We start from the raw sequence: 24,910 nt of genomic DNA, 5'->3' as shown, positions 1-24,910 counted from the left end.
AGAATTTCTCCTCGTGTTAGCCTTAAATTTAGTAATCACCTCGCCCAGTCTTTTGGACATTAACTTTTACATTTACATCAATTTGTGAATTACATACTATAGAATTCCAATCTAATCCCGTTTGCCTACCATATTTAGCTGCTGCCACCTGACCTAGATCCAAACAATCAACTTTATATTGACTTTTCATTTTGGTTATAAAATCATCACACTCTTTTTTAACTTTTTTAGCCATATCTCTCCTAAATTCATCATTTTTTTTAGGACTGCTTTGTAAATTTTTATAAAGTGTATTCGCTATTATATCACCTTTTAAATCAATATTTATAGTGAAATTATATTTATCACCTTTCTTTACGCAAGATATTTTTCTTTTAGAAGTAGCATAATAGTCAATAGCCTCTTTTGCACTTTTCTGTATTGTAAGGATGCCGCGAACATTATTTTCTTTTATCATATTCATTGTTTTAGACTCATCTATACTGATTTTTCTAACCATTTTATCTTTTTTAAATAGAGCCATTCCAGTAATTTCAATTCCTTTATCTGTCATTTCAATATAAGGCAATATCAGGTTTCGACCCTCACTATCAACTGCAAAAAACAGATCTATGACTTTATAATTATCTGAAAAAAAATTATAATATTTGGAGTTTTTTATTAATCCCGCTATAAAATCTCCGGAGCTCGGATATCCTTTTATCTTCATGTTAAGTATGTTTGATGCCTTACCTTTGCACACTACAATATATGCAGTGTCATTTAAATATGGGTTTCTAAATAAAATATCTATCATATTCCTAATACCATACTCTACATTCTCTTCACTCTCAATGACTATTTTTTCAGAACCTAATATGCTTTCCTTGTCATCTATTAGTTGCCTTGTCTGCCTAGTCTGTCCAAAACTTGTAGCAGTAGAATTTATTACATGACTTTCTATTTTTTCTTGAGGTTCAAATAAATATACTGAAAATAAGGTAATATAGTTCGCAATATCACCCTTTATGTCAATGTCTTGGCCTATTGCAGAAATAATATTCAATTGTTCAACTGGTTGCTGCTGTCTTAAACCAGAGGAGAAAAATATAGCAATTGCAATACATGCTAAAATTGGTATTGTATATATTTTTTTGTTATTCTTCATTTTAATTATCCTTTTTCAAATAAATTACTAGTGTTATTATTGTCACATAAGCTATATTGAATAAAACATATTTAGGAATTATAAACTTTAGAAAAGCGGTTGATGTTGAAAGGTTACTATATTTTAGAGATAAATAAAATATTAATGGATAAATAATATAAACAATTTTTTTTATCTTTGTTTTTTTAAAAAAGTCCTTTAATATAATAACTATTGCAAAATAGTTATTAGCTATTGTTTTGCAAATAATAAGGGCCCATATAACAAGAAACACAAATTTAAAATTGCTAACAACAGGTACTCTTACAGTCTTAGCTACCATATTTACAGACCATAATATCTTAGGAATAATATCAATTCCCACATAATAAATTGTAATAAATGTAATCCAAGCATAAATTATTGCTGTTATTAGAACTCCTTTTATCGATGATTTCATAACCTTTGTCTTATCAGTTATAAATGGATAGATTAAAAATATAATTTCAATTCCTCCATAAGCAAAAGCCGAGTATTTGCTTGCCTTTACTATATTTAAAACTCCACTGCCTAGTATTGGACATATATTTAAATAGTTTCCTTGGAACAACGCAGCGCATAAAATTACAGATAAAATAACAGTAAGTACAAACATTAATTGATTGACTCTCGCTAAGACCTTTAATCCTTTTATAACGGTATAAGCAGCTAATGCAAGTATTACTATTAATATTTTTTGTAAACTTAAAAAACTAACTATTAAAGTTTCCTTTATTAGACTAACTTGAAAAGCTATAGCTGTAGTAAGTAATACAAAATAAAATAAAAAAATAATATTTAAAATGCTTCCAATAAATTTTCCAAAACACATCTTGCTTAAGGCTAAAATATTTTTCTTAGGTTGTTTTTTGCATAAAATCGAAGCAATAATAACCATGTATAATGGGTATATAGCTCCAATAAATGCGGATATCCAAGCATCCTGTTTTGCGAAAGGTACTAAATCATTAGGTAATGATAATATTCCAACACCAATCATAGATCCAATAAGCAGAAAAGTAACCTCCCCTGGAGATATATCGTTACTTCCTACTTTTTTCATTTTTATTTCCTCCAAATTTATTTCTAAAATCAGTTTGTCTTACTGTGTTATTATTGGGCGTAGACTCAGGTCTCTTATTCATTTTCCATAATGGAGCTCTTATAAACATATCTTTTAAATCGCCATATTTGTCTAAAGGAAAATATGGAACTCCAAAGCTATCTAATGAAAGAAGATGTACAAATAGAAAATACAAACCTGCAATTAAACCTAATGCTCCTAAATAATTAACTAAAAATAGTAAAGGAAACCCTAATAACCTTATTGAGATTGACATATCATAGCTTGGTACAATGAAAGTCCCAATAGTCGCAACGCCTACTATTACTAACGTACTTGGGCTAACTATTTTTGCCTGCAAAGCAGCATTGCCTATTATAAAACCTCCAACTACACTTAATGTTTGAGCAATTTTATTGGGAAGTCGCAATCCCCCTTCTCTTAAAATTTCTATAACAACTTGCATAAATAATATTTCAAGAAATGGCGATAAACCTATACCTACTCTCGATTGAACTATAGGAATTATAAATCGAATTGGAATCAGTTCAGAATTATACATAATTAAAGTCAAATAAATAGAAGGCAACATTACAACTACAAAAGTTGCAAAGATACGAATGAATCTATTAAAATTACTTACAATTGTTCTTTGATAATAATCTTCTGCTGCTTGAAAAAATTCTATAAACAAAGATGGAACAGTAAGAACAAATGGTGTACCATCAACCATTATAGCTATTTTTCCTTCTAAAAGATTTGATTGCACAACATCCGGCCTTTGAGTCACATATGCTTGAGGGAAAATAGAATATGGGTACTTTTCTATATATTGTGAAACTTCTCCACTAGATCCGATGAAATCTACGTCAATTAATGATAATCTATTACGAATATCAATAAGTATCTCTTTATCTACAATATCATCAACATATAATAAAGCTATATCCTTTTGAGATCTTCTCCCAACAATTAGGTTCTCTATTTTCAAGTTTCTATCTTTTAAAGATTTTTTCACTAGACTTAGATTTACTTGAAGGTTTTCTACAAAACCATCTCTTGGTCCTCTAACTCCCACTTCGTCCATTGGTTCTGAAATACTTCGATGCTCAGCACCGGCTGTATCTGCAACTATAAGACTACTTGCTCCATATATAATAATAGCTGTCTGTCCAATTTTTATATTTTTTGCAACTATATTAACATCATCTTCAATAGAAATTTTAGACATTGAAATATATTTATCACATACATATTCATTAATCAATTCGATGGTACTCAAATCCTCATTAACTTGGTGCATTAAAGGATTTAATATATCTCTATTTATAATATCTTGATTTACTAAGCCATCTTTATATAAAAGTGCTACCTCAATAGGATTAACTTTGCCAACATGAAATTTTCTGATTATAATTTGTTGGTTACTACCACATAATTCCACAATAGAATTAATTTTATCCCTTAACTCCATAATCAAATCATCCTTCCTCATAGATATAATCTTCTTTATCAGTTATGTGAAGAATTATTACCATTTAAAATTATATCCAATTAAAGTGTAATATAATCATTTTCGATAATTACATTGTAAATAAACTCTTTCTAAATATTTTCTTAAGTACTAATAATATTTTTTTATAGTTTAACATTAATTATGTCAAACTTAATAAATATTACACATATTTGCCACCAAACTGACACAAATATGTATTATTATTTAAATATAGAGTAGAAGTTAAGGCAGAGCCCCCTTTGCTTTAATATATATAAGTAGCGTTGATAATAATATAAATAAATGGAAGCCATTATGGCTTCCATTTATTCATATTGGTTTTAAAATATAATTTCATATTAAACTACAAATAATATATTGTTCCTGTAGAGTTTATATCTGAATCTTGTTCATAGTCAATATATGCACCTTTAAGTTCTATAACATTTTCATGTATTTCAAACCCTTCTATACTAATTGTCTCTATTATATTATTCTCATTAGCACAAGTAGCTAATGTGTCATAATAATCTTCCTCGTCATTGTATATAATTGCTGTATCTAATATTTTTAACGTCACTGCTCTTGTAATCACTCTATTTTTATTATGTTTTTTCCCAAACTTAATTTCTTCTAATCCATTTTTTTCTTTGTCATTAAATAAAAAACTCATTTTCATTACTTCCCTTCAGTCTTATTATACTTCTAAACCCTAGGTTTAACAGATACCCAAATATTGTCTTTTATATAAAATCTCCATAAAAAGTCTACTGCTTCCTCTGCATAATTAATACCAATTCTCTTAGTTTCTATAATTTGTATTTCTTCTTTATCCATTGACTCTTCAATATATAATTCACTTGTACACAAATCTTGCTGGTTATTTTCTTTATTTATATTCATAGCTATGCATAACTTAGATGGACCTGTGGTTAAATTTTTAATTTGAGCTTTTGTTAATTCATTATAATCTTTCTTAAATCTTAATTTTGCTATTTCATCAAGCCCATCTATTGGCTCAATAGCTCTTATTAAAACCCCTTCTGGAAACCCTTCTTCCTTTGTTATTACATTAAAGCAATGGTACATTCCATAAATAAAATATACATATGCTATGCCAGGCATGCCGTATAAAGTTTCAATTTTAGGTGTATGTTTTCCTCCATAAGCATGGCAAGCCTTATCAATTGAGCCAATGTATGCTTCTGTTTCAACTATCTTTCCCATAAGCTTTACTCCATTAATTTCATGTACAAGTATTTTTCCCAATAATTCTCTCGCAACCTGCAAAGTTTCTCTAGCATAAAATTTTCTAGTAAGTTTTATAACAAACCCCTCCTAATAAATATATCTACCATAACATTTACTATCAAAAAGAGAACTCTGCTATAGAATTTTATCCCACATGAGGCTCCTTTTTCATATTTATATACTCGTTTCGCTAGCAACTTTTTTATCATGTTTCAACCAATTCTTACCTTCTACAAGTCTAGTAACAAGCATAGAACATACCGTGTTTCCTGTAGAATTAAGTAGCGTTGCTGGTGCATCTATAATGACACTAACAACCGCAATAATTGGAAGAACTTCTGGTTGTAAACCATATACACTTAATATTAGCATTTCGCCAATCATTCCACCACTAGGAATAGCACCCATAACCGCACCTACTAGAAGTGAAACACCTATAATACCAAGTATTGAGCTAACACTAGTCATATCCTTACCAAATAAGCCCATTAAAAGTGTGATTTTCATAACACCACCAAATACAGACCCATCCTTATGCATGTTTGCACCAAGTGGAATTACAGTCTCTGCAATATCATATGGCACCCCAATTTTTTTTACAGTTTCTAAGTTAACTGGTATACAAGCCGCACTAGAGCAAGTGGCTAAAGCTGTGACTGAAGGTGTAACAGCATTTTTCCAAAATATTCTTACACCATTTTTACCAGCTGCAACAAAAGCATATAGACTGAAAAATCCAAAATAATAAATTACAGAAATTATTAAATATAATACAAATATTTTTAAATATCCATTTAGAATTTGACCCCCAAGTTGGCCTACCATTGAAGCAAAATAACAACCTAAACCAATAGGTGCATAATACATTATAATTTTAACAACTTTCATCATTGTAATCGAACCGGCCTCAAGTAACCTAGCAAGCGGTTTTGCTTTTTCTCCAGAGAGAGAAACCGAAATTCCAAAAATAATTGAAAACATAACAAGTTGTAACATATTTTTTCTCGAGAGTAAATCAACAAAATCCGAAACAGTAAATGTATTCACAAGTTGATCTAAAAATGAAACTTTTTCAATAGTTTGCGTTCCTACAGCGCTCTTCATTAAACTTTTAAACATGTCTATATGAAGACCACTCGTTGGCTTCATAATAAGGGCACCTATGGTTCCAATAATCGCCGCAATAAGTGCTGTAGATAAAAATACTAACACTATACTTCCCATAATTTTACCTAGTCTTTTCATACCACTAATATTTGCCATAGCAGAGGAAACACTAAAAAATACTAATGGGACCAAAATCATAAACATTAGATTTATAAATAATTTTCCAAAAGGTTCTAATACAGAAGATTTTGGACCCATTACGATTCCTATAATACCTCCAAGTATAATTGACCCTAAAAGAATAATTGTTGATTTATAGTTTTTAAACAACTTTTTCATTTGTATCTCCTTTATATTAAATTTTAATATGCATTATAATAACTTTACATCTATTTTACATTAAATTTTATAAAATATGGTTACTATTAAATAAATAATTTTACAAAAATATATTTACGTTTTTTATTTACAACGTAACAATGTTATGTTACACTACATATATTAGGAAAAAATAGTATTTTATATAATTACGAATTATAAAAGGAGAGCAAATATGGACGAGGATTTAATAACAAAAAAAGAACTACTCGAAATCACTAATGTTTCATATGGGCAATTATATAGATGGAAAAGAAAGAACCTTATACCTGAAGAATGGTTTATAAAAAAATCCAGCTATACTGGTCAAGAAACCTACTTTCCAAGGTTAAAAATATTAGACAGGATAGAAAAGATTTTAAATATGAAGGATGGCATATCATTAGATGACCTGGCACAAATGTTTTCACCACAATTAGCAGATGTATTTTTAAGTGAAGATGATTTATTAACTAAGAACATTGTTACAAGGCAAACATTAACAACATATAAAAATATCTATGGAGAGATAAAAACATTTTCTTTTCAAAAAATCTTATATATTTTATTATTAGAAAAAAGCTTATTATCAGGGAATGTATCAATAGATGAAAGTAAACTTATGTTAGAGACTTTAGAAGAAAATTATACATTGTTGGATGGGAAAAATTGCGAGGTAATTTTTATACGCAAATTTGGAATAACGTTATGTTTTTTAATAACAAAGCCAAATGAATTTTATATAGACAAGTATTCAAAAATAATATTAGGACTTAATATTTCATTGTGCATTGAAGAACTTAAAATTAAGATGTAACAATTCATTAATAAATTTATGGAGGGATTTAACATGGAAAATATGAATAATGATTTAAAAATGTCAGGGTCAGGAAGCTCATGTGGAGGAAAATATAATGATGTATTTATAAGCGGATCTGGGAAAATCAATGGTGATTTAGACTGTGTTTACTTTAAAACTAGTGGTTCCTCAAAAGTTATAGGTAACCTAAAAGCAGAAACTATAAAAATTAGTGGTTCTTCAAAAATTGAAGGTAATGTAGAAGTAAAAGACATTAAGATAAGTGGATCAACTCATGTCATAGGTAATCTTAAGAGTGAGAACGTAAGCATAAGCGGGTCAACTCATATAGACGGAAACCTATGCGCACAAGAGGTTAATATATCTGGCTCAGTAACTATAGGAAAAAATTGTGAAGCAGAATGTTTTAAGGCTAATGGTGGTTTTAAAATACAAGAATTATTAAATGCGGGACAAATAACTATTAGACTGGGTGGTAACTGTTTTGTTAAAGAAATTGGAGGCGAGCATATTGACATAAGAGTTCATCCTATGGACAACTCAATATTTAGAAAAGCAATTGACAAAATTTTCAATACTAGAGCTGAATTAACTACAGATCTAATAGAAGGAGATGATATCTATCTTCAAAACACAAATGTTAATATAGTAAGAGGAAATAATATTACAATAGGCACAGGTTGTAATATTGACCTTGTAGAGTATAAGGAAGAGATTAATATTTCGGACTCTTCCATTGTTAAAAATCAAAAGAAGATATAACTATAACTTAAAACATTTTTTTATAAGTCTCTCACATTAGATTCTTATATTGAAATGTTTTAAATCACAATACCTTTTATAATATTTGCTACAAAAATAAACCTTTTGATAGTAATTATTTTAGCATCTATAGTTTTTTCTGTGTTTAATGCAAAGCGGAACTTCATATGCAAGCATAATAATCCAACCAGCAAGGCAAGCTAGGGCAACCCCTACAATACCATATTTAGGAGCCAATAAGTATGTAAACGACACCCTTCCAACCATTTGTATAAATGTTGACCTTAATGTAACCTTTAAATCTCCCATTCCTCTGAAATATCCTTGTATTCCGTTTGTCCAACTTGGAAGCAAATAGAAAAATGCCATCATTTCAAGATACGTTACTCCTAGTTCTACTACTTTTGAATTCTTTTCTGGAACAAATAAATTCATTATATGTGGAGCTCCAAAGTATATTAACCCTAGAAGCAAAAGCCAATATAAGGACTCAATCTTCATTCCATACCAAAATCCTTGCTTTATACGTTCATTTTTTTTAGCTCCTCTATTCTGAGCGAGAAAGGTAGTCATTCCGTTACTAATGCTTTGTTCTGGTGCAAAAGCAAAATCATCTACACGGTTTACTGCATTAAATGTAGCAATAGATTCTACTCCTAGAGGATTAACTGCTCCTTGAACAAATACTTTTCCAACATAAAGGCATGTCTGTTGCATAGCTGTAACCCAACTATAGTTAATTGTAATTTTAAGTAAAGCTCTATCTATAATAAGTTCTTTTCTCGAAAATCTAAGTATTGGAAATTTCCTATAAGCATATGAAATACAAAGAACACTCGCAATCACTTCTGCAGTAACTGTCGCTATTGCTGCTCCATTAACCCCCATATGCAAATACACTACAAAAATAATATCCATGACAACATTTAAAACTGAAGATATTATTAAAAATAATAATGGTGTTTTTGAATCTCCCATACTACGAAGAGTTGCAGCATAAACGTTGTATAAGAATGTAAAAACTAATCCGCAAAATATTATCCTTAGGTAACTTGTTGCATCTCCTAATATTTCAATTGGAGTATTTATCATTAGAAGAATTGGCCTAGTCAAAATAATGCAACCAATTATAATAATCACTGTAAAAATAAAACCAGCTATAAAAGTTGTAGATATTTCACGTTTAAGCTTTTTTTTATCACCTTGTCCAAAATATTCACTCATTAATACAGAAGCTCCCATGCAAATTCCTATAATAAAAAACATTGCAATGTTCATAATAGGATTGGCAGTACCGACCGCTGCTAATGCATTTGTGCCAACATAACGACCCACTATAATAGAGTCTGCTGCATTATAACTAAGTTGAAAAAGGTTTCCAAGTATTAAAGGTATTGCAAACCCAACTAAATGTTTAGGTATATTTCCTTTCGTCATGTCTGTTATCAATTTAAAAACACATCCAATCTTTCAACTAAATTAAATAATTTTAAAAGAGTCTTCTTTTGCGGCTATCTCAGCTTTTCTTTGAGAAAAGTACAACATTAACTCAGGTGTAATAATAAATATTTGATTATATGGATTTATAACAAATCCCTTAATCGTACTTATATTTTCTAAAACAATTCCATTCAACTCATCATATGTATATGCTAGTGTTTGATGCTTATCCTTTGACCATTTACATAATTCATCTTCATCTGTAAATGTAACTATATAAGATTCATTATCTCTATTCGTTATAGTTTTAAAACTAACCGTTGTTCCTTCTGTAATTAACCCATTTTCTAGCTCACCACTTATTTTTACAGGTGTCATTAAATGTGATTTATTTATTTTTTCAATAAGACTAAGTTCATTCACCGCACTATTCTCGTTTATAAATTTATTCATACTCTCAACTAATTCTGGATTAGTTACTGGTTTATTTGCTTTTATCATAAAACTCATCCTCCTATTAACCGAATAATATCCATTATACTCTGTAACTCTACAGATTAATATGTCTAATCACGAAACAAGCTTATATTATGGACTTGTCTAACAATCAAAATTCAGTTTATTATTTCATAAAACACATAATCTTTACATAAATAATTAGAAATGTTTTGAGAATTATATGATAGAATATAAAATATAAGATATTATATGGTGTGTACTTAATTATTTTGTAAATTATAGGTCTTAGTGCCTATTAAATCGGGGGATGATACACTTGGCAAAAAAAATATATCTTGTTGAAGATGAAATAAGTTTAAATCTTTTACTTGAAAAATACTTGGAACGTGAAGGTTACGAAGTAACTACTTTTTCTACTGGCAATCCTGCAATAGCAAGAATTGATGATATGCCTGATCTTTGGATATTAGATATAATGCTTCCAGATATTGATGGTTATGAAATTATTAAAGCTATTAAGGCTTTTAATAAAAATACTCCTGTTATTTTTATGTCTGCAAGAAATGAGGAACTTGATCGTGTGGTTGGCCTTGAGCTTGGTAGCGATGATTATTTGTCAAAACCATTTTTACCTAGGGAGCTTATTATTAGAACTAATAAACTTTTAGAGAGAATTTCTGGCACAACTAAGGCAGATGTTACATCAATAAGTGATGACTTAAACATGGCGGGATATCGTATTAGCAAAAAACAAAGAACTGTTTTTATAGGAAGCGACGAGATTATTTTAACTAAAAAAGAATTTGAACTACTATATTATTTTATTGAAAATAAAAATAATTTGGTGTCTAGAGAACAGATATTAGATAATGTATGGGGCGATGATTACTTTGGTTCAGATAGAGTTGTTGATGATGTTATAAGAAGACTAAGAAAGAAAATAGATAAATTTACAATAGAGACCGTGTATGGATATGGCTATAAGTTAGTGTATAAATCATGAATATATTCAAATATAAATATAAATCGCTTACTATGAGGATTTGGACGACATTTACAGCAATAATACTTATAATAATTTTCAGCATTTCCTTTTTCTATCTTGTCGCTTTTAAAACTATAGCTGAGAAAGGTATAACTCAAGATTTAAAAGTGTCTCATGCTTATTTATTGAAAACTAATAATTTTACCCAACCTAATAGATATGACGGAATAAAAACTCTTAAGGATAACGATTATTATATTGTAACTGTAGATAAAAATAATAAAGCTGAAATTATAAATGTAAATAAAGCCCACGGAATGCCACCTGGTTCTCCGGGTAATGTTAACTCACCTTTTAAAATTAATGAAAATAACCTTAAGCTATGGATGGCAAGTTACATTACACCAGGCACTCTTTATGAAAAACAAATTAAAGAATCATACCATAATACTAAATTTATTTTCTTTATAAGTTCAATTAAATATGGTACCTCTGGAACATCATATTTAATAAGTTATTTGCCTGAAAAACAAGATAGTGTCTTGCTGTATACAGTGCTTTGGATAGGATTACTATTTATAGCTATTGGTTTTCTTTGTGCTAAACTAGTTGCAAACTACATTTCAAAACCACTTAAGGAACTAGAAAATTATACCATTAGAATATCTCATAAAGATTGGGAAGAGCCTATCAATGTTAAAAATGAGGACGAAATTGGAAGACTCGCAAACTCTATGAATATGATGCGAAAAGAATTAAAACGTGGGGATGAAGAAGAAAAACTTTTTCTACAAAGCATATCTCACGATTTAAAAACACCAATTATGGTAATTATGAGTCATGCCGAGGCAATAATTGATGGTGTATATGTGGAATCAGTGGAGCAAAATGCGCAGATAATAAAAGCTGAAGCTCTAAGACTCGAAAAGAAAGTTAAACAAATGTTATATTTGAATACTCTTGATTATGTTTTAGAAAACAACTTTGAAAATATTGAAATTAATATGCATCGCTTACTTTATCATATTACAAATAGATTTGAAGTAGTTAATAGTAATATACAATGGGATTTAAACATCGGAGAAGCTATTATTACTGGGAATGCAGATAAAATACAAGTTTCTATTGAAAACATATTAGATAATAGTCTTCGATATGCCAAAGGGAAAATATGTGTAACACTAAAAAAAGAAGGTAACTTTGTTGTAGTTGAGATCTATAACGATGGCCCTAATATCCCTGAAGAACATCTGTCTCACATTTTCGACAATTTCTATAAAGATAAGACTGGTAAATTTGGACTTGGTCTTGCCATTTGTAAAAAAATTATAAATTATTATAACGGGGAGATAGAAGTTACAAATAGAGATGTCGGTGTTAGTTTTTCAATTAGATATCCTCTGTAAATAAAAGCAATCAGCATACATGTTGATTGCTTTTATTTATGTAATTTATAATCACATAAAGCTCACATAATTATTTGATACTACTACTACAATTTATGATTATAATCTTATTTATAGAGAAGTAAGTAGTCCACTTAGAAATAATATATAAACTTTATTTTAAATAAAATGGGGGGATAAAAAATATACACTAAAACTAATTATGGAAAGGCCTATTTTACGGTCAAACTATTCTAAAAAGGAGTAAATTAAAATGAAAAAAATAAAACTTACTAAAGAAAAGATTTTACTGTCATTAATATTAATATTATCCGCAATCTTAAATTTTGCTAATCTAAGCATAGAGGGATATTCAAATCTATATTATGCTGCTGGTGTAAAAAGCATGACTATGAGTTTGAAAAATTTCTTTTTCGTATCTTTTGACCCAGCAAGCTTTGTAACCATTGATAAACCGCCTCTAGGTTTTTGGCTTCAAGCTATTTCTGCTAAAATCTTTGGATATAGTGGCTGGAGTATTCTTCTTCCACAGGCTCTTGCAGGAGTAATCTCAGTTTTTGTAATATATAAAATTGTTAAGAGATCTTTTGGGACTACGGCAGGTCTTCTCTCAGCATTATTTCTTGCAACAACCCCAATGTTTGTTGCAGTAAGCAGAAATAACACTTGCGATAACTTACTTGTTTTAACTCTTCTAATCGCATGTTGGTTTATTTCTATAGCGGCCGAAAAAGGGAAATTTAAATACCTTCTAATAAGCTTAGCTATTGTAGGTGTTGGTTTTAACATAAAAATGCTTCAAGCTTATATGATTGTTCCAGCTATATACTTAGTTTACCTTTTATCAAGTGCCATTTCTCTTAAAAAGAGAATAATTCATCTTATTTGTGGAACCCTTGTATTACTTGTTGTTTCATTCTCATGGGCAATAGTCGTAGATTTAATACCTGCTGCAAATAGGCCTTATGTGGGAAGCAGTACAAATAACTCAGAACTAGAGCTTATAATTGGACACAATGGACTTGAAAGACTTGGACTTGGAAGCAGTACTACTGGCGGTGGTATGGGTAAAGCTAAAACTCAAGTTAAAATAACCGAAGGAAGCAAGACAAGCACTCCAGCTACTAGTACCTCTGGAACTAAATCTACCAGTTCAAGTTCTTCTAATAATACAAACGCTCAAGGCGGAATGCAAGGTGGTACTCCCCCTGCAGGAGCTAGACCTAGTGGAATGCCAAGTGGCGGTAAAATGCCAACAGGTGGTGCCGGTGGTGGCGGTAACAGCAGTCTGGGTGGCAGCGCAGTATCAAGCGTTACAAGATTATTTGTTACTACCGGTATGTCTGATCAAATAATATGGTTGTTCCCTATTGCAGTACTTGGATTACTAGCAGCAGCATTAAAAGAAAAATTCAAGCCTGCTTTTAATAACAAGAGAAAATTAGATTTACTATTATGGACAATGTGGTTAATACCTGAATTTATATATTTCAGTTTCACAACAGGTTTATTTCATCCTTATTACTTAACTATGCTTGCTGCACCAATTGCGGCGCTCGCAGGAATCGGAATTGTTTCTATGTGGGAACTTTACATTGAATGCGGATGGAAATCTTGGATCTTACCAGTAACACTTATTGTAGATGGAGCACTTCAGTTATTTGTTTTATCTTCCTTCTACAGTACTTCTAGTATTACTAAGATTTTAATGATAACTTTATCTATTTTATGTTTTGTATCTTCAATAACACTTATTATTCTTAAGTTAAAGAAAAATAATAATTTGAAGCTTTCAAAGATATTAGTAGGCACTGCTTTAATAGGGCTACTAATAACCCCTACTGTTTGGTCTGCAACTACTTTATTTGGAGCTGAATCAGGCACATTCCCCGCTGCTGGACTAAGTTTAATCTCTAGCAGTAAAAGTGAAAATGCAGGAATGGGCATGGGAATGGGTTCTTTAAGTGATTCTAGTAATACCAAGTTAACAAAATTCTTACTAGCTAATAAAACAACTGAAAAATATATCCTTGTAACTTCGTCTACTAACGGTATTGCATCAGATATAATAATTAAAACCGGTGAATCTGTAATGACTTGGGGCTTCTTTGGAACTGATAAAGCAATAACACTTGCTCAGTTTAAAGCACTAGTTAAAAGTGGAGGAGTTAGATATGTAATGATTGGAGGTCAAGGTGGTGGCGGTGGCTCAACTAGCGATATTATGACATGGGCTAAAAAAGCTGGCACACTAGTTGCAGAGAGTAAATGGAAAGATACTACAACTACTAAAACAGCAACTAGCAAAGCTGCAGTAACAACTACTACAAAAACTGCAAATTCAATGACTCAAAAATTTGGAGGTCAAACATCTCAAGCACTATATGATTTAAAAGGTGCTGATACTACAAAATAATATTAATTATAATTAGCATTATTTTAAAAAGCAGATTCTGTATGAAAATATATAGAATCTGCTTTTACTAAAAAATTTAAAGGAGCAAGAAAGATGAGGGTACATCAATGAAAATAAAAAAGAATTTATCAATCTTAATCTTATCACTTATAGTAACCCTTTCGGGCATGATGGGAACTTTTGTATATGCATACAAATATACTACAAGCCATGCAACAAGTATTAGTTTCCCTCAAGGTGGAAATGGTAAAATGCCACAAGGTAATTTTGGCAAAAAAGGCGGTACAAGACCTCAAGGTGATTTTAAAAATAAAAGTGGTACTAAACCTAATGGAAATCCTCCAAGTGGAGATTCCCAAAAGTCAGTAAACTAAGTTCAGGAGGAGATTTATGGACAACAAGAAAGAATTTCTTAAAAAATTTCTTATATTAGCGTGTATTGTATGGCTGGCGTTAATTGTTAGAATTCATGGCTTGCCATTTACAAGTGGAGACTATAGTGCCTTTGTAAGCCGCTGGTTTGATACTATAAAAACGGGTGGTGGTTTTAGCGCCTTAAAAAATTCACTGGGTGATTACGCCCCACCCTATCTATACTTATTAACACTAGGCACATATACAAGTATAAATAAGTTGTTCTATGTAAAAATGATAACTTTTGTTTTTGAAATAATGGCTGCTTTTTTCGTTATGAAAATTGTTAATATTTCATATAGAAATGAAAAGGCTGGATATCTAGCTTTTGGACTTTTACTCTTCATTCCTACAGTTATATTTAATGGATCTGTATGGGCTCAATGCGACATAATATTTACTTCTTTTGTTATTGGTTCTATATATTATATATTACGTGAAAAGCCAATCACATCATTGATATTTTATGGAATTGCACTATCTTTTAAACTCCAAGCAATATTCTTACTACCATTGTTTGGTATCTTATTAATTAAGAATAGGATTAAAATATGTCATTTACTGCTTTTACCTATGTCATACTTAGCTCTAAGCATACCAAGTGTAATTGTAGGTAGACCCTTAAAAGATATTTTGCTCACTTATGTTAACCAGTCTAGTGAATATAAAAACTTAACATATAACGCGCCCTCAATATACCAATGGTTCACTAGTAAGATCTTTAGCAATACAACCCTTATAGGTAATATTGGGATTGTATTTACACTTTTGGTTGTCCTTTTCATATTTTATGTAAGTATTAAATATATAAAAATCATTAAATATGAGAATATTATAGAATTATCCCTATTGTTTGTTATAATTATTCCATTTTTGTTACCAAGAATGCATGAGAGGTATTTCTTTATGGCAGACATAATTTCACTACTGTATGCCTTTTGCTTCCCAAAGAAATTTTATATAGCCATACTAATGCCTTTTGTTTCATTAGTATGTTATCTACCTTTTTTATATAACACATCAACTAATTTTATAATCATAGCTTCTGTAGTATTATTTATAGTTATAATCGATTTGCTTTACTCATTTAGAATTCATTTACGTAATGAGCAAATTAATTAACAATAAGAGATGAATAATGTAGTAGCAAAATACGCTACTACATTATTCATCTTTTTATATAAAAATATATTTTACTAAACTTCTCCCATATTATCATTTATTATAAATTATAAAATTGGTAATTCAATTACGAATAAGGCTCCTAATTCTGAATTTTGAGCAATAATTTTGCCATTGTGCTTTTCAACTATATTTTTACTAATAGATAATCCTAATCCAAAATTCCCCTTCTTACCTTTGTAAAACCTTTCAAATACATTAGGAAGTTCCTTATTATCAATTCCAGGACCATCATCGCCTATTATAATTTCAACCTTGTTATTTACTATTTTTAGTGTGACAATTACAACTCTATTTGCATATCTTATACAATTGCTAATTATATTACCAATCGCACGAGAGAGTTTATCCTCATCACCAATAAGCACGCTACCTTTCCTTATAACATTATTAGTAATCACTATATTGTTTTTATTTGCAATTACCTCCATTCGTCTAATGCAACTACTTATTAATTCATTGATATCTATACTATTAGAATAATAATGTTCTTCTATGGCATCAAGGCGAGACAAATATAACAAATCTTCTACCAAATGTGTCATACGTTTACTTTCATTAACAATCACATCAGCAGCAATTTTTTTATCCACAACATCATATTTTATCCCCTCTGCATAGCTTTGAATTGACATAAGCGGGTTTCTAAATTCATGTGATGCATTCTGAAGAAAAGTTTTTTGAGCTTTATCATAGACTTCAAGTTTTTCTGACATAATATTTATATTAACTACGAATTCTTTTAATTCATCATATATAGGCATTTCTACAATACTTCCAAAATTTCTTTCTGCAATATTACTTATATAATCATTAAGTAAAGAAAAAGGATCTGATATCTTCTTTGATAAACGAGAAGAGAATATTCCAATTACAATGGCTGAAAAAATAAGAATAATAAAAAGAATTAAGTTAATTCCAAGTTGTAATTGATTTATCTTTTCAAGGCTTGAATATATAATTATCCAACCAAGTCCAAAAGAATTTTTATTAAATACAGGTTTTATGATTGCTATATACTTAGTTCCCAATAAATTAAGGTTTAAATATCTTTCCGAACTAAAAGTTTTAGATTTATTAACCTCATTTGTAAAAAGGCTTATAAGTTCCTTCGAAATATCAGATGAGTTTTCCTGGAATGGCGTAATTCTATTTTTGTTTTTATCAAGTAGAATAACATTCGCATTCAATACACTTATAGGTTCCTTTAGCGAATGGTCAATCATTGAATAATATTTAAAAAGGCCATTATCATTTCGTGGCCTTGGAGGTGGCATTCGCTCAGGTCCTGGAAAAAAATCTGGTCCATGCTCAAGTGCGGTATCCTCTGTAGCTGATGCAATCTTATTTAGCTGTCTCAAAATGTCCTTTTTAAAATACATTCGTACAGCCACATTAAATATTATAGTAGTTAATGTAATTAACATAACAATTACAATAATGTTATATTTAAATATTTTCCATTTTATTGTGTTCCTCTTCATAATAGCCTTCCTTATCCTTTATGGTGAACCCAAATCCCCATATTGTATCTATTTTAAGAATTGACCCAGCATCTATTAACTTTTTTCTGATTCTTTTTATCATATCGTCAGTAGCACGAGTCTCCACTTCATTTTCAAAGCCCCAAATTTTATCTAATAATTCACTACGACTAACTGCTCTATTTTTATTATTTGCAAGATAATAAAGCAAAGACAACCCCATTCCTGTAAGGCCTATTACCTTATCTTTAACCTCTGCTTGTTTAGTATCAAGATTTATTATAACATCATGAATCTTAATAATTCTATTCCCACTAATATGTTTATCCAATTTTATTCTTCTAAAAATGCTGTTAACCCTAGCAATAAGTTCGAGTGGGCTAAAAGGTTTGGTAAGATAGTCGTCACAACCTAATGTAAGGCCCGCTATCTTATCAGGCTCTGTGTCTTTTGCAGATACAATTATTATTGGTACAGAACTAATAGGTCTAATTTGCGAGCAAAGAGAGTAACCGTCTATTTCAGGCATCATGATATCTATTATAAGCATGTCCGCGTGCCTTTCATTGAAAGCTTCAAGAATGGCACGCCCATCCTTAAATATTTCTACTTCAAAACCAGCTTTAACAAGAAATGATTTTATAATATTACAAATATTTATTTCATCATCAGCAATATATATCAACTTTTTATTCATGAATTTAGTTCACCTCAATTTATATTTTACCATATGAATACAAGGATGTTATTTTAAATTAATTTTCGTTTATATTTGCCACAGTATTGCCACAGTATTTGACTATACCAAAGCATGTAATGTTACGATAATAGTACTAGGGGAATATTTTCAGATAAACATATTAAAGGAGAGATAAATATGAATACAATAGGCTCTAGTCAAAATACAATAAGTGCATATGCTCAAAACGAAAAAATACTTAAAGCTTTAGCAACAGCTAAAGTTGAAGCTCAAAAAAAAGAAACGCAAAATGACTCAATTAAAATTAGTCAACAAGCACTTCAAGCTCTTGGTACAACCTCTAATGTCACAACAAATACACCTACTAATCCTTTGGATTCTTTAGTAAGTTCCGGAACAATCACCCTGGATCAATCGAATGCAATACAAATCGCTTTTAAAGCAACAGGTGCTGCTATTAAGTCTTCTGGAGTTTATGGTAGTAAACCTGTGAACCCATTAGATAGTTTGGTATCAGCAGGTACTATTACACAGGACCAAGCAACATCAGTTAAAGATGCCTTTGAATCCTCACTTAATGCAACTAGACCCCAAAATAACCCAGTTACATCGACTTTAGATACTTTAGTATCTTCTGGAACAATTACTCAGACTCAAGAAGATGCAATACTTAAAGCATTGGAAGACTCTATGAAAGCAAATAAAGCAAATTCAAATAAATCTAATAAAACAATAACAAATCCATTAGATAGTTTAGTAACCTCTGGAACAATCACTCAGACTCAGGAAGATGCTATTCTTAAAGCTTTAGAAGATTCTATGAAAACAAATAAAACGAATTCTGCTAACTATAATAAAACATCAACAAATCCATTAGATAGTTTAGTATCTAATGGTACAATTTCTCAGGACCAAGAAACAACAATCGAAGGTGCTTTTGAGAATGCTTTTGAAAATGCAATGTAACAAATATATTCACAATAAAATCATAATATAATTACGGAGGGGAAATATGAGTATTTCATTAGTTTCATCAACATCAACTGCGAAAACAAGTAGTACAAGTAGTAGCAGTGATGTAAGTTCACTTAAATCACAACTAACGTCTCTTAATTCACAATTAAGCACAGAAAGTTCAAGCAAGGATGATGCGAAAACAAAAACGGCGAAAATTTCAGTTATAGAATCTAAGATACAACAAGTTCAAGCACAAATTGCTCAAAAGCAGTCTATAAAAACAGACCAAACATCAGGTTCACAACAAACATCAAAAACTAGCGATAATAGTTTAGACCTTTTGAAAAGTACTTCAACAAAATCCTCTAAATCTACTAGTAATAACATACTTGATGTTTATGCTTAATAAGCATATTCTCAAATGTAAAAACAACCAGCAATTTGTTGGTTGTTTTTTCTTTTTGCTAATACGCTCAACATATTAAGAGTAATGTATTACGAGCAATGCTATGTCACCTCTAATTATTTATAATCATATAATGAAATGTATCATAACTAATGTTTAATTGGAGGTTTTTACATGAGTAATAAATATAAAATTTGTGTATATGCAATCTGTAAAAACGAGGAAAAATTTGTTGACCGCTTTATGGATCATGTCGAAAGCGCTGACATTGTTGTAGTTGTAGATACAGGCTCTACCGATAATACAATTAACAAGCTAAAAGAAAGAGGTGCTATTGTTTATTCGCTTATTGCTACTCCATTTCGATTTGATTACTCAAGAAATGAGTGTTTAAAATTTATTCCAGACGATATTGATATTTGTGTATCCTCTGATCTTGATGATGTTATAGAGGATGGTTGGAGAGATTGTCTAGAAAATTCATGGAAAAAAGAAACCACAAGAGGTTCATATCTGTATAATTGGAGCATTAATGCAGATGGCTCACCAGCCGTACAATATACCTGGTCAAGAATTCATGCAAGACATGGATATAAATGGATATATCCAACACATGAAATTTTAGAATATATAGGTGATAAAGAGGAAAAAGAAGTCTATATTAAAGGCCTGGTGTACAATCATTATCCAGATGCATCAAAAAACAGAAGTTTAAATCTTCCATTATTAAAATTGGCTATTGAAGAAAACCCTAACAGTAGTAGAAATCTATATTATCTCGGCCGCGAATATATGTTTGAAAGTAGCTGGGACGATTGTATTTCAACCTTAAAAAAGTATTTAGCACTACCAACATCAAATTGGGAAGATGAAAGATCCTCTTCCATGAGATTTATTGGAAAATCATATTGTGAAAAGGGAGAATTTCTAAATGGTAAAAAATGGTTTCACAAGGCAATAAGTGAATCAATTTTATCGAGGGAGCCATATATAGACCTGTCTTTACTAGCTTACAAAGAGGCTGATTGGTCTAGTGTTTATTATTATGCAACTGAGGCATTAAAAATCAAGGAAAAATCATTTACCTTTGCTAACGATGCAAATGCTTGGGACTATACTCCTTATGATTTGGCAGCTTTAGGATGCTATAATTTAAATATGATAGATAAGGCAATAGAATTCTCAGAGCTTGCGGTTAAGCTTGCGCCTAATGATGAAAGGTTATTAAACAATCATAAAATATATTTAGAGAGTTTATAAATATAAATATATTTATTTCACTTATATTATATAAAATATAGATTATAATCTAATCTATATTTTTTAATATATATGTTTAACACAAAACAAGATATCTGCATACTATATAAAGAAAGTACAAGCTTTAAATAAAAAGTACAAGCATTCTAAATAAAAGAAATTAAAAGCATTTTAAATAAATAGAGTATTAATAATAAGGAAGGTGTATATATTGAGTAAAAATAAAGAAGATGAAACTTATGACTATTTTATTAAAGAAAAAAAACATTCTGATGACAAACACAATTGCTGTGACAAACACGATGGCTGTGACAAACACAAATGTTGCGACCCTTGCGATCCTTGCCATCCTGATTGTGTGAAATGTATAGTTGGGCCAACTGGCCCTACTGGCCCAACTGGACCTACTGGCCCTACTGGACGAACTGGTCCAACTGGACCTACTGGTCCTACTGGTGAAACTGGACCTACTGGACGAACTGGACCTACTGGTGCTACCGGTGCTACTGGTCCTACTGGCCCAACTGGATCTACTGGTGCTACTGGCCCTACTGGCCCAACCGGCCCTACTGGATCTACTGGCCCAACCGGCCCTACTGGATCTACTGGTGCTACCGGAGCTACCGGAGCTACTGGTCCTACTGGTCCTACTGGTCCTACTGGTCCTACTGGTCCTACTGGCCCAACTGGTCCAAGTTTTAATTCCTATGCAAATGGTGTCATCACAACAAATAAATTGTCGATTCCAGTTGGAGGCACTATTATTTACGATAGTGTAGCTATTGTTGGACCTGATTTAAGTTATAATTCAGCAACAGGTGTATTTACAGTTAATACAACAGGTGTATATGTAATCGACTGGAAAATCGCTGTTACTCCAAATCCTGGAACTGTTTCTATAGAAGTTGATTTAGTATCATCCCTACGTGGTATCGTTGCCGGTATATCTGTTACAGCAACAAATCCATTAATAACTGGCTCTAATAGGATTTATGCAGCAACAGCAGGAGAAACTTTCAGATTTGTTAATAATTCAGGTGGACCTATTAGTATAGTATTGGTAGGTCTAGTTGGACCTATTGGAACCGTATCTATTTTTAGAATTGTTTAACAATGTTAAGTTGATCTTAACAAACACCAAATTATCTCATTAGCTTAATTGGCTGCCTATCATAGGCAGCCTTTTTATTTTTAAAAAATTATATGAATTATCACATAAAGTTCACATATTGATTTGATACTGATGCTACAATTTCCCCTTATACTTTTAATTATAGAGAACGTTGAAAATTGATTAAAAAAATTGATTCGAAGGGAATGATAGTAATGAGTAATGGAATTATTTATTCAGTAGTAGTGCCTTTGTATAATGAAGAACTAGTTATAGAAGAGAGTTACAAAAGATTAAAATCTGTTATGGATAATACTAACGAAAAATATGAAATTTTATTTGTTAATGATGGAAGCCGCGATGCAACAAGAAATAAAACAGAAAATATATGTAGGGCAGATAAGAATATAAAGCTTATAAATTTTTCAAGAAATTTTGGACATCAAGCTGCTATAACTGCTGGAATGAATCAGGCAATAGGTGATGCTGTTATTGTAATAGATGCTGATCTTCAAGATCCTCCTGAAGCTATAATCGACATGATATCAAAATGGAAGGAAGGTTACGATGTAGTATATGGCAAAAGAGTCAAAAGAGTTGGCGAAACCTTTTTTAAGAAATTTACATCTACTGCCTACTACAGATTACTAAAAAGTATGACGAGTATAGATATTCCAGTTGATACTGGAGATTTTAGACTTATCGACAGAAAAGTATGTGATGCTCTAAACTCAATGCCAGAAAAGAACAGATATATAAGGGGTTTAGTTAGTTGGATTGGTTATAAACAAACATTTGTAGAATTTGTACGTAAAGAAAGATTTGCTGGTGAAACAAAATATTCTCTAAAAAAAATGTTTACATTAGCTTTTGATGGAATAACTTCCTTTTCTTATAAGCCATTAATATTTGCTGGCTACTTTGGAGCATTTACTGGCTTAATAGGTACTGTTTTATTAATTGGTACTATTGTAACCTCGATGATTAATAAAAACGCTATATTAAACTTAGGATTAATTCTTTCAATTAGCTTAATGATGTTTGGCCTAATGTTTTGCTTTATGGCTATTATGGGACAATATATTGCAAGAATTTCTGAGGAGAGTAAAAATAGGCCTTTATATATAGTAGCAAACACTGTAAGCTATAATGACCTTAAAAATAGTGTAACTTTTAAAGGAAATAGATCACCTGAAATATACGATTTAAAAATCACTTCAAAAGGCGAAACAATAGGTAATTAGATAAACCTCATATTACAAAAAATCCTCCTGTAAATGATATTTCATTTACAGGAGGATTTTTTTAATTTAATACTAATTAAATGATTCTATTCTTATTATACTTTCCACATTATTTACGCTATCTAATTGTATTATTTTATTAAGTGAATTTCTTATGTTCTTTTCTTCACTTTTATGTGTAATAAATGCAAGCGAGGAATGATCACCACGCTCTACATCTTGAGTAATTGATACAATGCTAACATTATTTTCTCCAAATATATTTGCTGTATCTCCTAAAACCCCTTCCTTATCCTTAAAATCGAGTCTGATATAAAATTCAGATTGATTTTCACGAGCTTTTTTAACTTCTTTAAATTCAACAGTGCATGCTGTCTCTGTTAGATCAACTGGCTTTATATTATTTCGAAGTATTGATATTATATCCCCTACAACTGCACTTCCTGTTGGCAGATCCCCAGCTCCTTTTCCGTACAGCATTAACTCTCCAACTGCATTACCTTTTATCATTATTGAGTTATAAACATCATTTACATTTGCCATAGGATGAGTTGACGGAATTAGGGTTGGATGTACTCTTAGCTCTAACTTGTTATCTATCTCCTTTGCTATTGCTAAAAGTTTTATAGTATAGCCGAATTTTTTAGCGTACTCTATATCTACAGCACTTATATTTCTTATTCCTTCTCTATAAATACAATCATGATTCACTTCTGTTCCAAAGGCTAGTGAAGACATTATGGCAAGCTTATATACAGCATCATAACCATCAACATCAGAAGTTGGATCAGCTTCCGCATAGCCCTTATCTTGAGCCTCTTTTAATGCTTCATCGAAACTACTTCCATCTAAAGTCATTTTGCTTAGTATATAATTAGTTGTTCCATTTATAATTCCTACTATCTGCTCAATCCTATTTGCTGTGAGGCTCTCATTAATTTCACGTATTATTGGAATTCCACCAGCTACACTTGCCTCATAATAAAATAATACATTTTCGGTGTCTGCTATTTTAAATAATTCCTTGCTCCAGTTTGCAATTACTAATTTATTAGCAGTTACAATATGTTTTTTGGCTTTCATTGCACGTATCATATAGTCCTTAGCCTCGCTACTTCCACCAATAAGTTCAACAACTATCTTTATACTCTCATCGTTAATAATATCATCAATATTATTTGTTAATATTCCAGGAGCTACTACAATATCTCTCTTTTTATTTATATCTTTTACAAGTATTTTGGTTACCTCTATTTCATAATTTGAACGTTTCATTATTTCTTTTTTATTTTCATGCAATATTTTCCAAACACCCGTACCTACATTACCAAAACCTAAAATTGCTATTTTGACCTTTTCCATGTTGAATTCTCCTTTCCTAAACCATTATATAAGTACCATTAATCATTGCACTTTTTAATTTATT

Annotated in this window: 23 protein-coding genes; 12 read left to right on the top strand and 11 right to left on the bottom strand. The window is 30.6% G+C overall.

Annotated elements, in window-relative coordinates; genetic code table 11:
* Window positions 1–28: 28 nt before the first annotated feature.
* The 6 genes from KPL54_RS18395 to KPL54_RS18370 all read right to left on the bottom strand — a co-directional run bounded on the left by KPL54_RS18395 (window position 29) and on the right by KPL54_RS18370 (window position 6,420).
* On the bottom strand, window positions 29–1,147 hold the full coding sequence (locus KPL54_RS18395) for a Ger(x)C family spore germination protein (protein WP_216107941.1): 1,119 nt from the start codon (window positions 1,145–1,147) through the stop codon (window positions 29–31).
* Window position 1,148: 1 nt separating this feature from the next.
* Window positions 1,149–2,228: a GerAB/ArcD/ProY family transporter gene (locus tag KPL54_RS18390; RefSeq protein WP_216107940.1), complete on the bottom strand. Its 1,080-nt coding sequence runs from the start codon at window positions 2,226–2,228 to the stop codon at window positions 1,149–1,151.
* A complete protein-coding gene (locus KPL54_RS18385) occupies window positions 2,209–3,702 on the bottom strand; it encodes a spore germination protein (RefSeq protein WP_216107939.1) in 1,494 nt (497 codons plus the stop codon). The genes KPL54_RS18390 and KPL54_RS18385 overlap by 20 nt, the downstream gene beginning before the upstream one ends.
* Window positions 3,703–4,087: 385 nt before the next feature.
* Complete coding sequence (locus KPL54_RS18380) at window positions 4,088–4,396, bottom strand: hypothetical protein (protein WP_216107938.1); 309 nt, start codon at window positions 4,394–4,396, stop codon at window positions 4,088–4,090.
* 32 nt (window positions 4,397–4,428) lie between these two features.
* Complete coding sequence (locus tag KPL54_RS18375; RefSeq protein ID WP_216107955.1) at window positions 4,429–5,049, bottom strand: DNA-3-methyladenine glycosylase; 621 nt, start codon at window positions 5,047–5,049, stop codon at window positions 4,429–4,431.
* 99 nt (window positions 5,050–5,148) lie between these two features.
* A complete protein-coding gene (locus KPL54_RS18370; protein ID WP_216107937.1) occupies window positions 5,149–6,420 on the bottom strand; it encodes a dicarboxylate/amino acid:cation symporter in 1,272 nt (423 codons plus the stop codon).
* A gap of 214 nt (window positions 6,421–6,634) precedes the next feature.
* Here KPL54_RS18370 and KPL54_RS18365 point away from each other — a divergent pair, with 214 nt between their 5' ends.
* Together KPL54_RS18365 and KPL54_RS18360 are read left to right on the top strand one after the other, a co-directional pair.
* Complete coding sequence (locus tag KPL54_RS18365; RefSeq protein ID WP_216107936.1) at window positions 6,635–7,255, top strand: YhbD family protein; 621 nt, start codon at window positions 6,635–6,637, stop codon at window positions 7,253–7,255.
* Between the two features lie 33 nt (window positions 7,256–7,288).
* Entirely contained in the window at window positions 7,289–8,020 is a 732-nt protein-coding gene (locus KPL54_RS18360) for a polymer-forming cytoskeletal protein (protein WP_216107935.1), read from the top strand.
* A 120-nt stretch (window positions 8,021–8,140) separates the two neighbouring features.
* Here the strand turns inward: KPL54_RS18360 and KPL54_RS18355 are convergent, their stop codons facing one another.
* The gene (locus KPL54_RS18355; RefSeq protein ID WP_216107934.1) at window positions 8,141–9,469 is read right to left on the bottom strand and encodes an MATE family efflux transporter; all 1,329 of its coding nucleotides are present in this window, start codon (window positions 9,467–9,469) and stop codon (window positions 8,141–8,143) included.
* Window positions 9,470–9,499: 30 nt separating this feature from the next.
* Window positions 9,500–9,961, bottom strand: coding sequence for an SseB family protein (locus KPL54_RS18350; protein ID WP_216107933.1), 462 nt, complete (start codon window positions 9,959–9,961; stop codon window positions 9,500–9,502).
* A gap of 274 nt (window positions 9,962–10,235) precedes the next feature.
* On the opposite strand from KPL54_RS18350, the gene KPL54_RS18345 reads away from it, so the two are divergent.
* The 5 genes from KPL54_RS18345 (at window position 10,236) to KPL54_RS18325 (ending at window position 16,262) form a co-directional block, all read left to right on the top strand.
* Window positions 10,236–10,922: a response regulator transcription factor gene (locus tag KPL54_RS18345; protein ID WP_216107932.1), complete on the top strand. Its 687-nt coding sequence runs from the start codon at window positions 10,236–10,238 to the stop codon at window positions 10,920–10,922.
* Window positions 10,919–12,310 (top strand): sensor histidine kinase, encoded by a 1,392-nt coding sequence (locus KPL54_RS18340; RefSeq protein WP_216107931.1) that lies wholly within the window; start codon window positions 10,919–10,921, stop codon window positions 12,308–12,310. Before KPL54_RS18345 ends, KPL54_RS18340 begins: the two co-directional genes overlap by 4 nt.
* A 253-nt stretch (window positions 12,311–12,563) precedes the next feature.
* Window positions 12,564–14,726: a glycosyltransferase family 39 protein gene (locus KPL54_RS18335; RefSeq protein WP_216107930.1), complete on the top strand. Its 2,163-nt coding sequence runs from the start codon at window positions 12,564–12,566 to the stop codon at window positions 14,724–14,726.
* 107 nt (window positions 14,727–14,833) lie between these two features.
* Window positions 14,834–15,100, top strand: coding sequence for a hypothetical protein (locus tag KPL54_RS18330; protein ID WP_216107929.1), 267 nt, complete (start codon window positions 14,834–14,836; stop codon window positions 15,098–15,100).
* Between the two features lie 16 nt (window positions 15,101–15,116).
* A complete protein-coding gene (locus KPL54_RS18325; RefSeq protein WP_216107928.1) occupies window positions 15,117–16,262 on the top strand; it encodes a hypothetical protein in 1,146 nt (381 codons plus the stop codon).
* 107 nt (window positions 16,263–16,369) lie between these two features.
* On the opposite strand, the gene KPL54_RS18320 is transcribed toward KPL54_RS18325, so the two are convergent.
* Window positions 16,370–17,806: a sensor histidine kinase gene (locus KPL54_RS18320; RefSeq protein WP_216107927.1), complete on the bottom strand. Its 1,437-nt coding sequence runs from the start codon at window positions 17,804–17,806 to the stop codon at window positions 16,370–16,372.
* Window positions 17,772–18,503: a response regulator transcription factor gene (locus KPL54_RS18315; protein ID WP_216107926.1), complete on the bottom strand. Its 732-nt coding sequence runs from the start codon at window positions 18,501–18,503 to the stop codon at window positions 17,772–17,774. Before KPL54_RS18315 ends, KPL54_RS18320 begins: the two co-directional genes overlap by 35 nt.
* A gap of 180 nt (window positions 18,504–18,683) precedes the next feature.
* Between KPL54_RS18315 and KPL54_RS18310 the strand changes: the two genes are divergently transcribed.
* From KPL54_RS18310 to KPL54_RS18290, 5 genes are all read left to right on the top strand, one after another.
* Window positions 18,684–19,472 (top strand): hypothetical protein, encoded by a 789-nt coding sequence (locus KPL54_RS18310; RefSeq protein WP_216107925.1) that lies wholly within the window; start codon window positions 18,684–18,686, stop codon window positions 19,470–19,472.
* Between the two features lie 46 nt (window positions 19,473–19,518).
* The gene (locus KPL54_RS18305) at window positions 19,519–19,869 is read left to right on the top strand and encodes a FlxA-like family protein (protein WP_216107924.1); all 351 of its coding nucleotides are present in this window, start codon (window positions 19,519–19,521) and stop codon (window positions 19,867–19,869) included.
* A gap of 174 nt (window positions 19,870–20,043) precedes the next feature.
* Window positions 20,044–21,129, top strand: a complete 1,086-nt coding sequence (locus KPL54_RS18300; protein ID WP_216107923.1) for a tetratricopeptide repeat-containing glycosyltransferase — start codon at window positions 20,044–20,046, stop codon at window positions 21,127–21,129.
* Between the two features lie 211 nt (window positions 21,130–21,340).
* Window positions 21,341–22,240, top strand: coding sequence for a hypothetical protein (locus KPL54_RS26580; protein WP_290444455.1), 900 nt, complete (start codon window positions 21,341–21,343; stop codon window positions 22,238–22,240).
* A gap of 215 nt (window positions 22,241–22,455) precedes the next feature.
* The gene (locus tag KPL54_RS18290; protein WP_216107954.1) at window positions 22,456–23,484 is read left to right on the top strand and encodes a glycosyltransferase family 2 protein; all 1,029 of its coding nucleotides are present in this window, start codon (window positions 22,456–22,458) and stop codon (window positions 23,482–23,484) included.
* Window positions 23,485–23,556: 72 nt separating this feature from the next.
* Here KPL54_RS18290 and KPL54_RS18285 read toward each other — a convergent pair whose 3' ends face one another.
* Window positions 23,557–24,846, bottom strand: coding sequence for a homoserine dehydrogenase (locus tag KPL54_RS18285; RefSeq protein ID WP_216107922.1), 1,290 nt, complete (start codon window positions 24,844–24,846; stop codon window positions 23,557–23,559).
* Between the last annotated feature and the right edge of the window lie 64 nt (window positions 24,847–24,910).

Source organism: Clostridium estertheticum (assembly GCF_018861295.1).
GTDB classification, from domain to species: domain Bacteria; phylum Bacillota; class Clostridia; order Clostridiales; family Clostridiaceae; genus Clostridium_AD; species Clostridium_AD estertheticum_D.
This window is presented reverse-complemented; position numbering and strand designations above follow the sequence as displayed.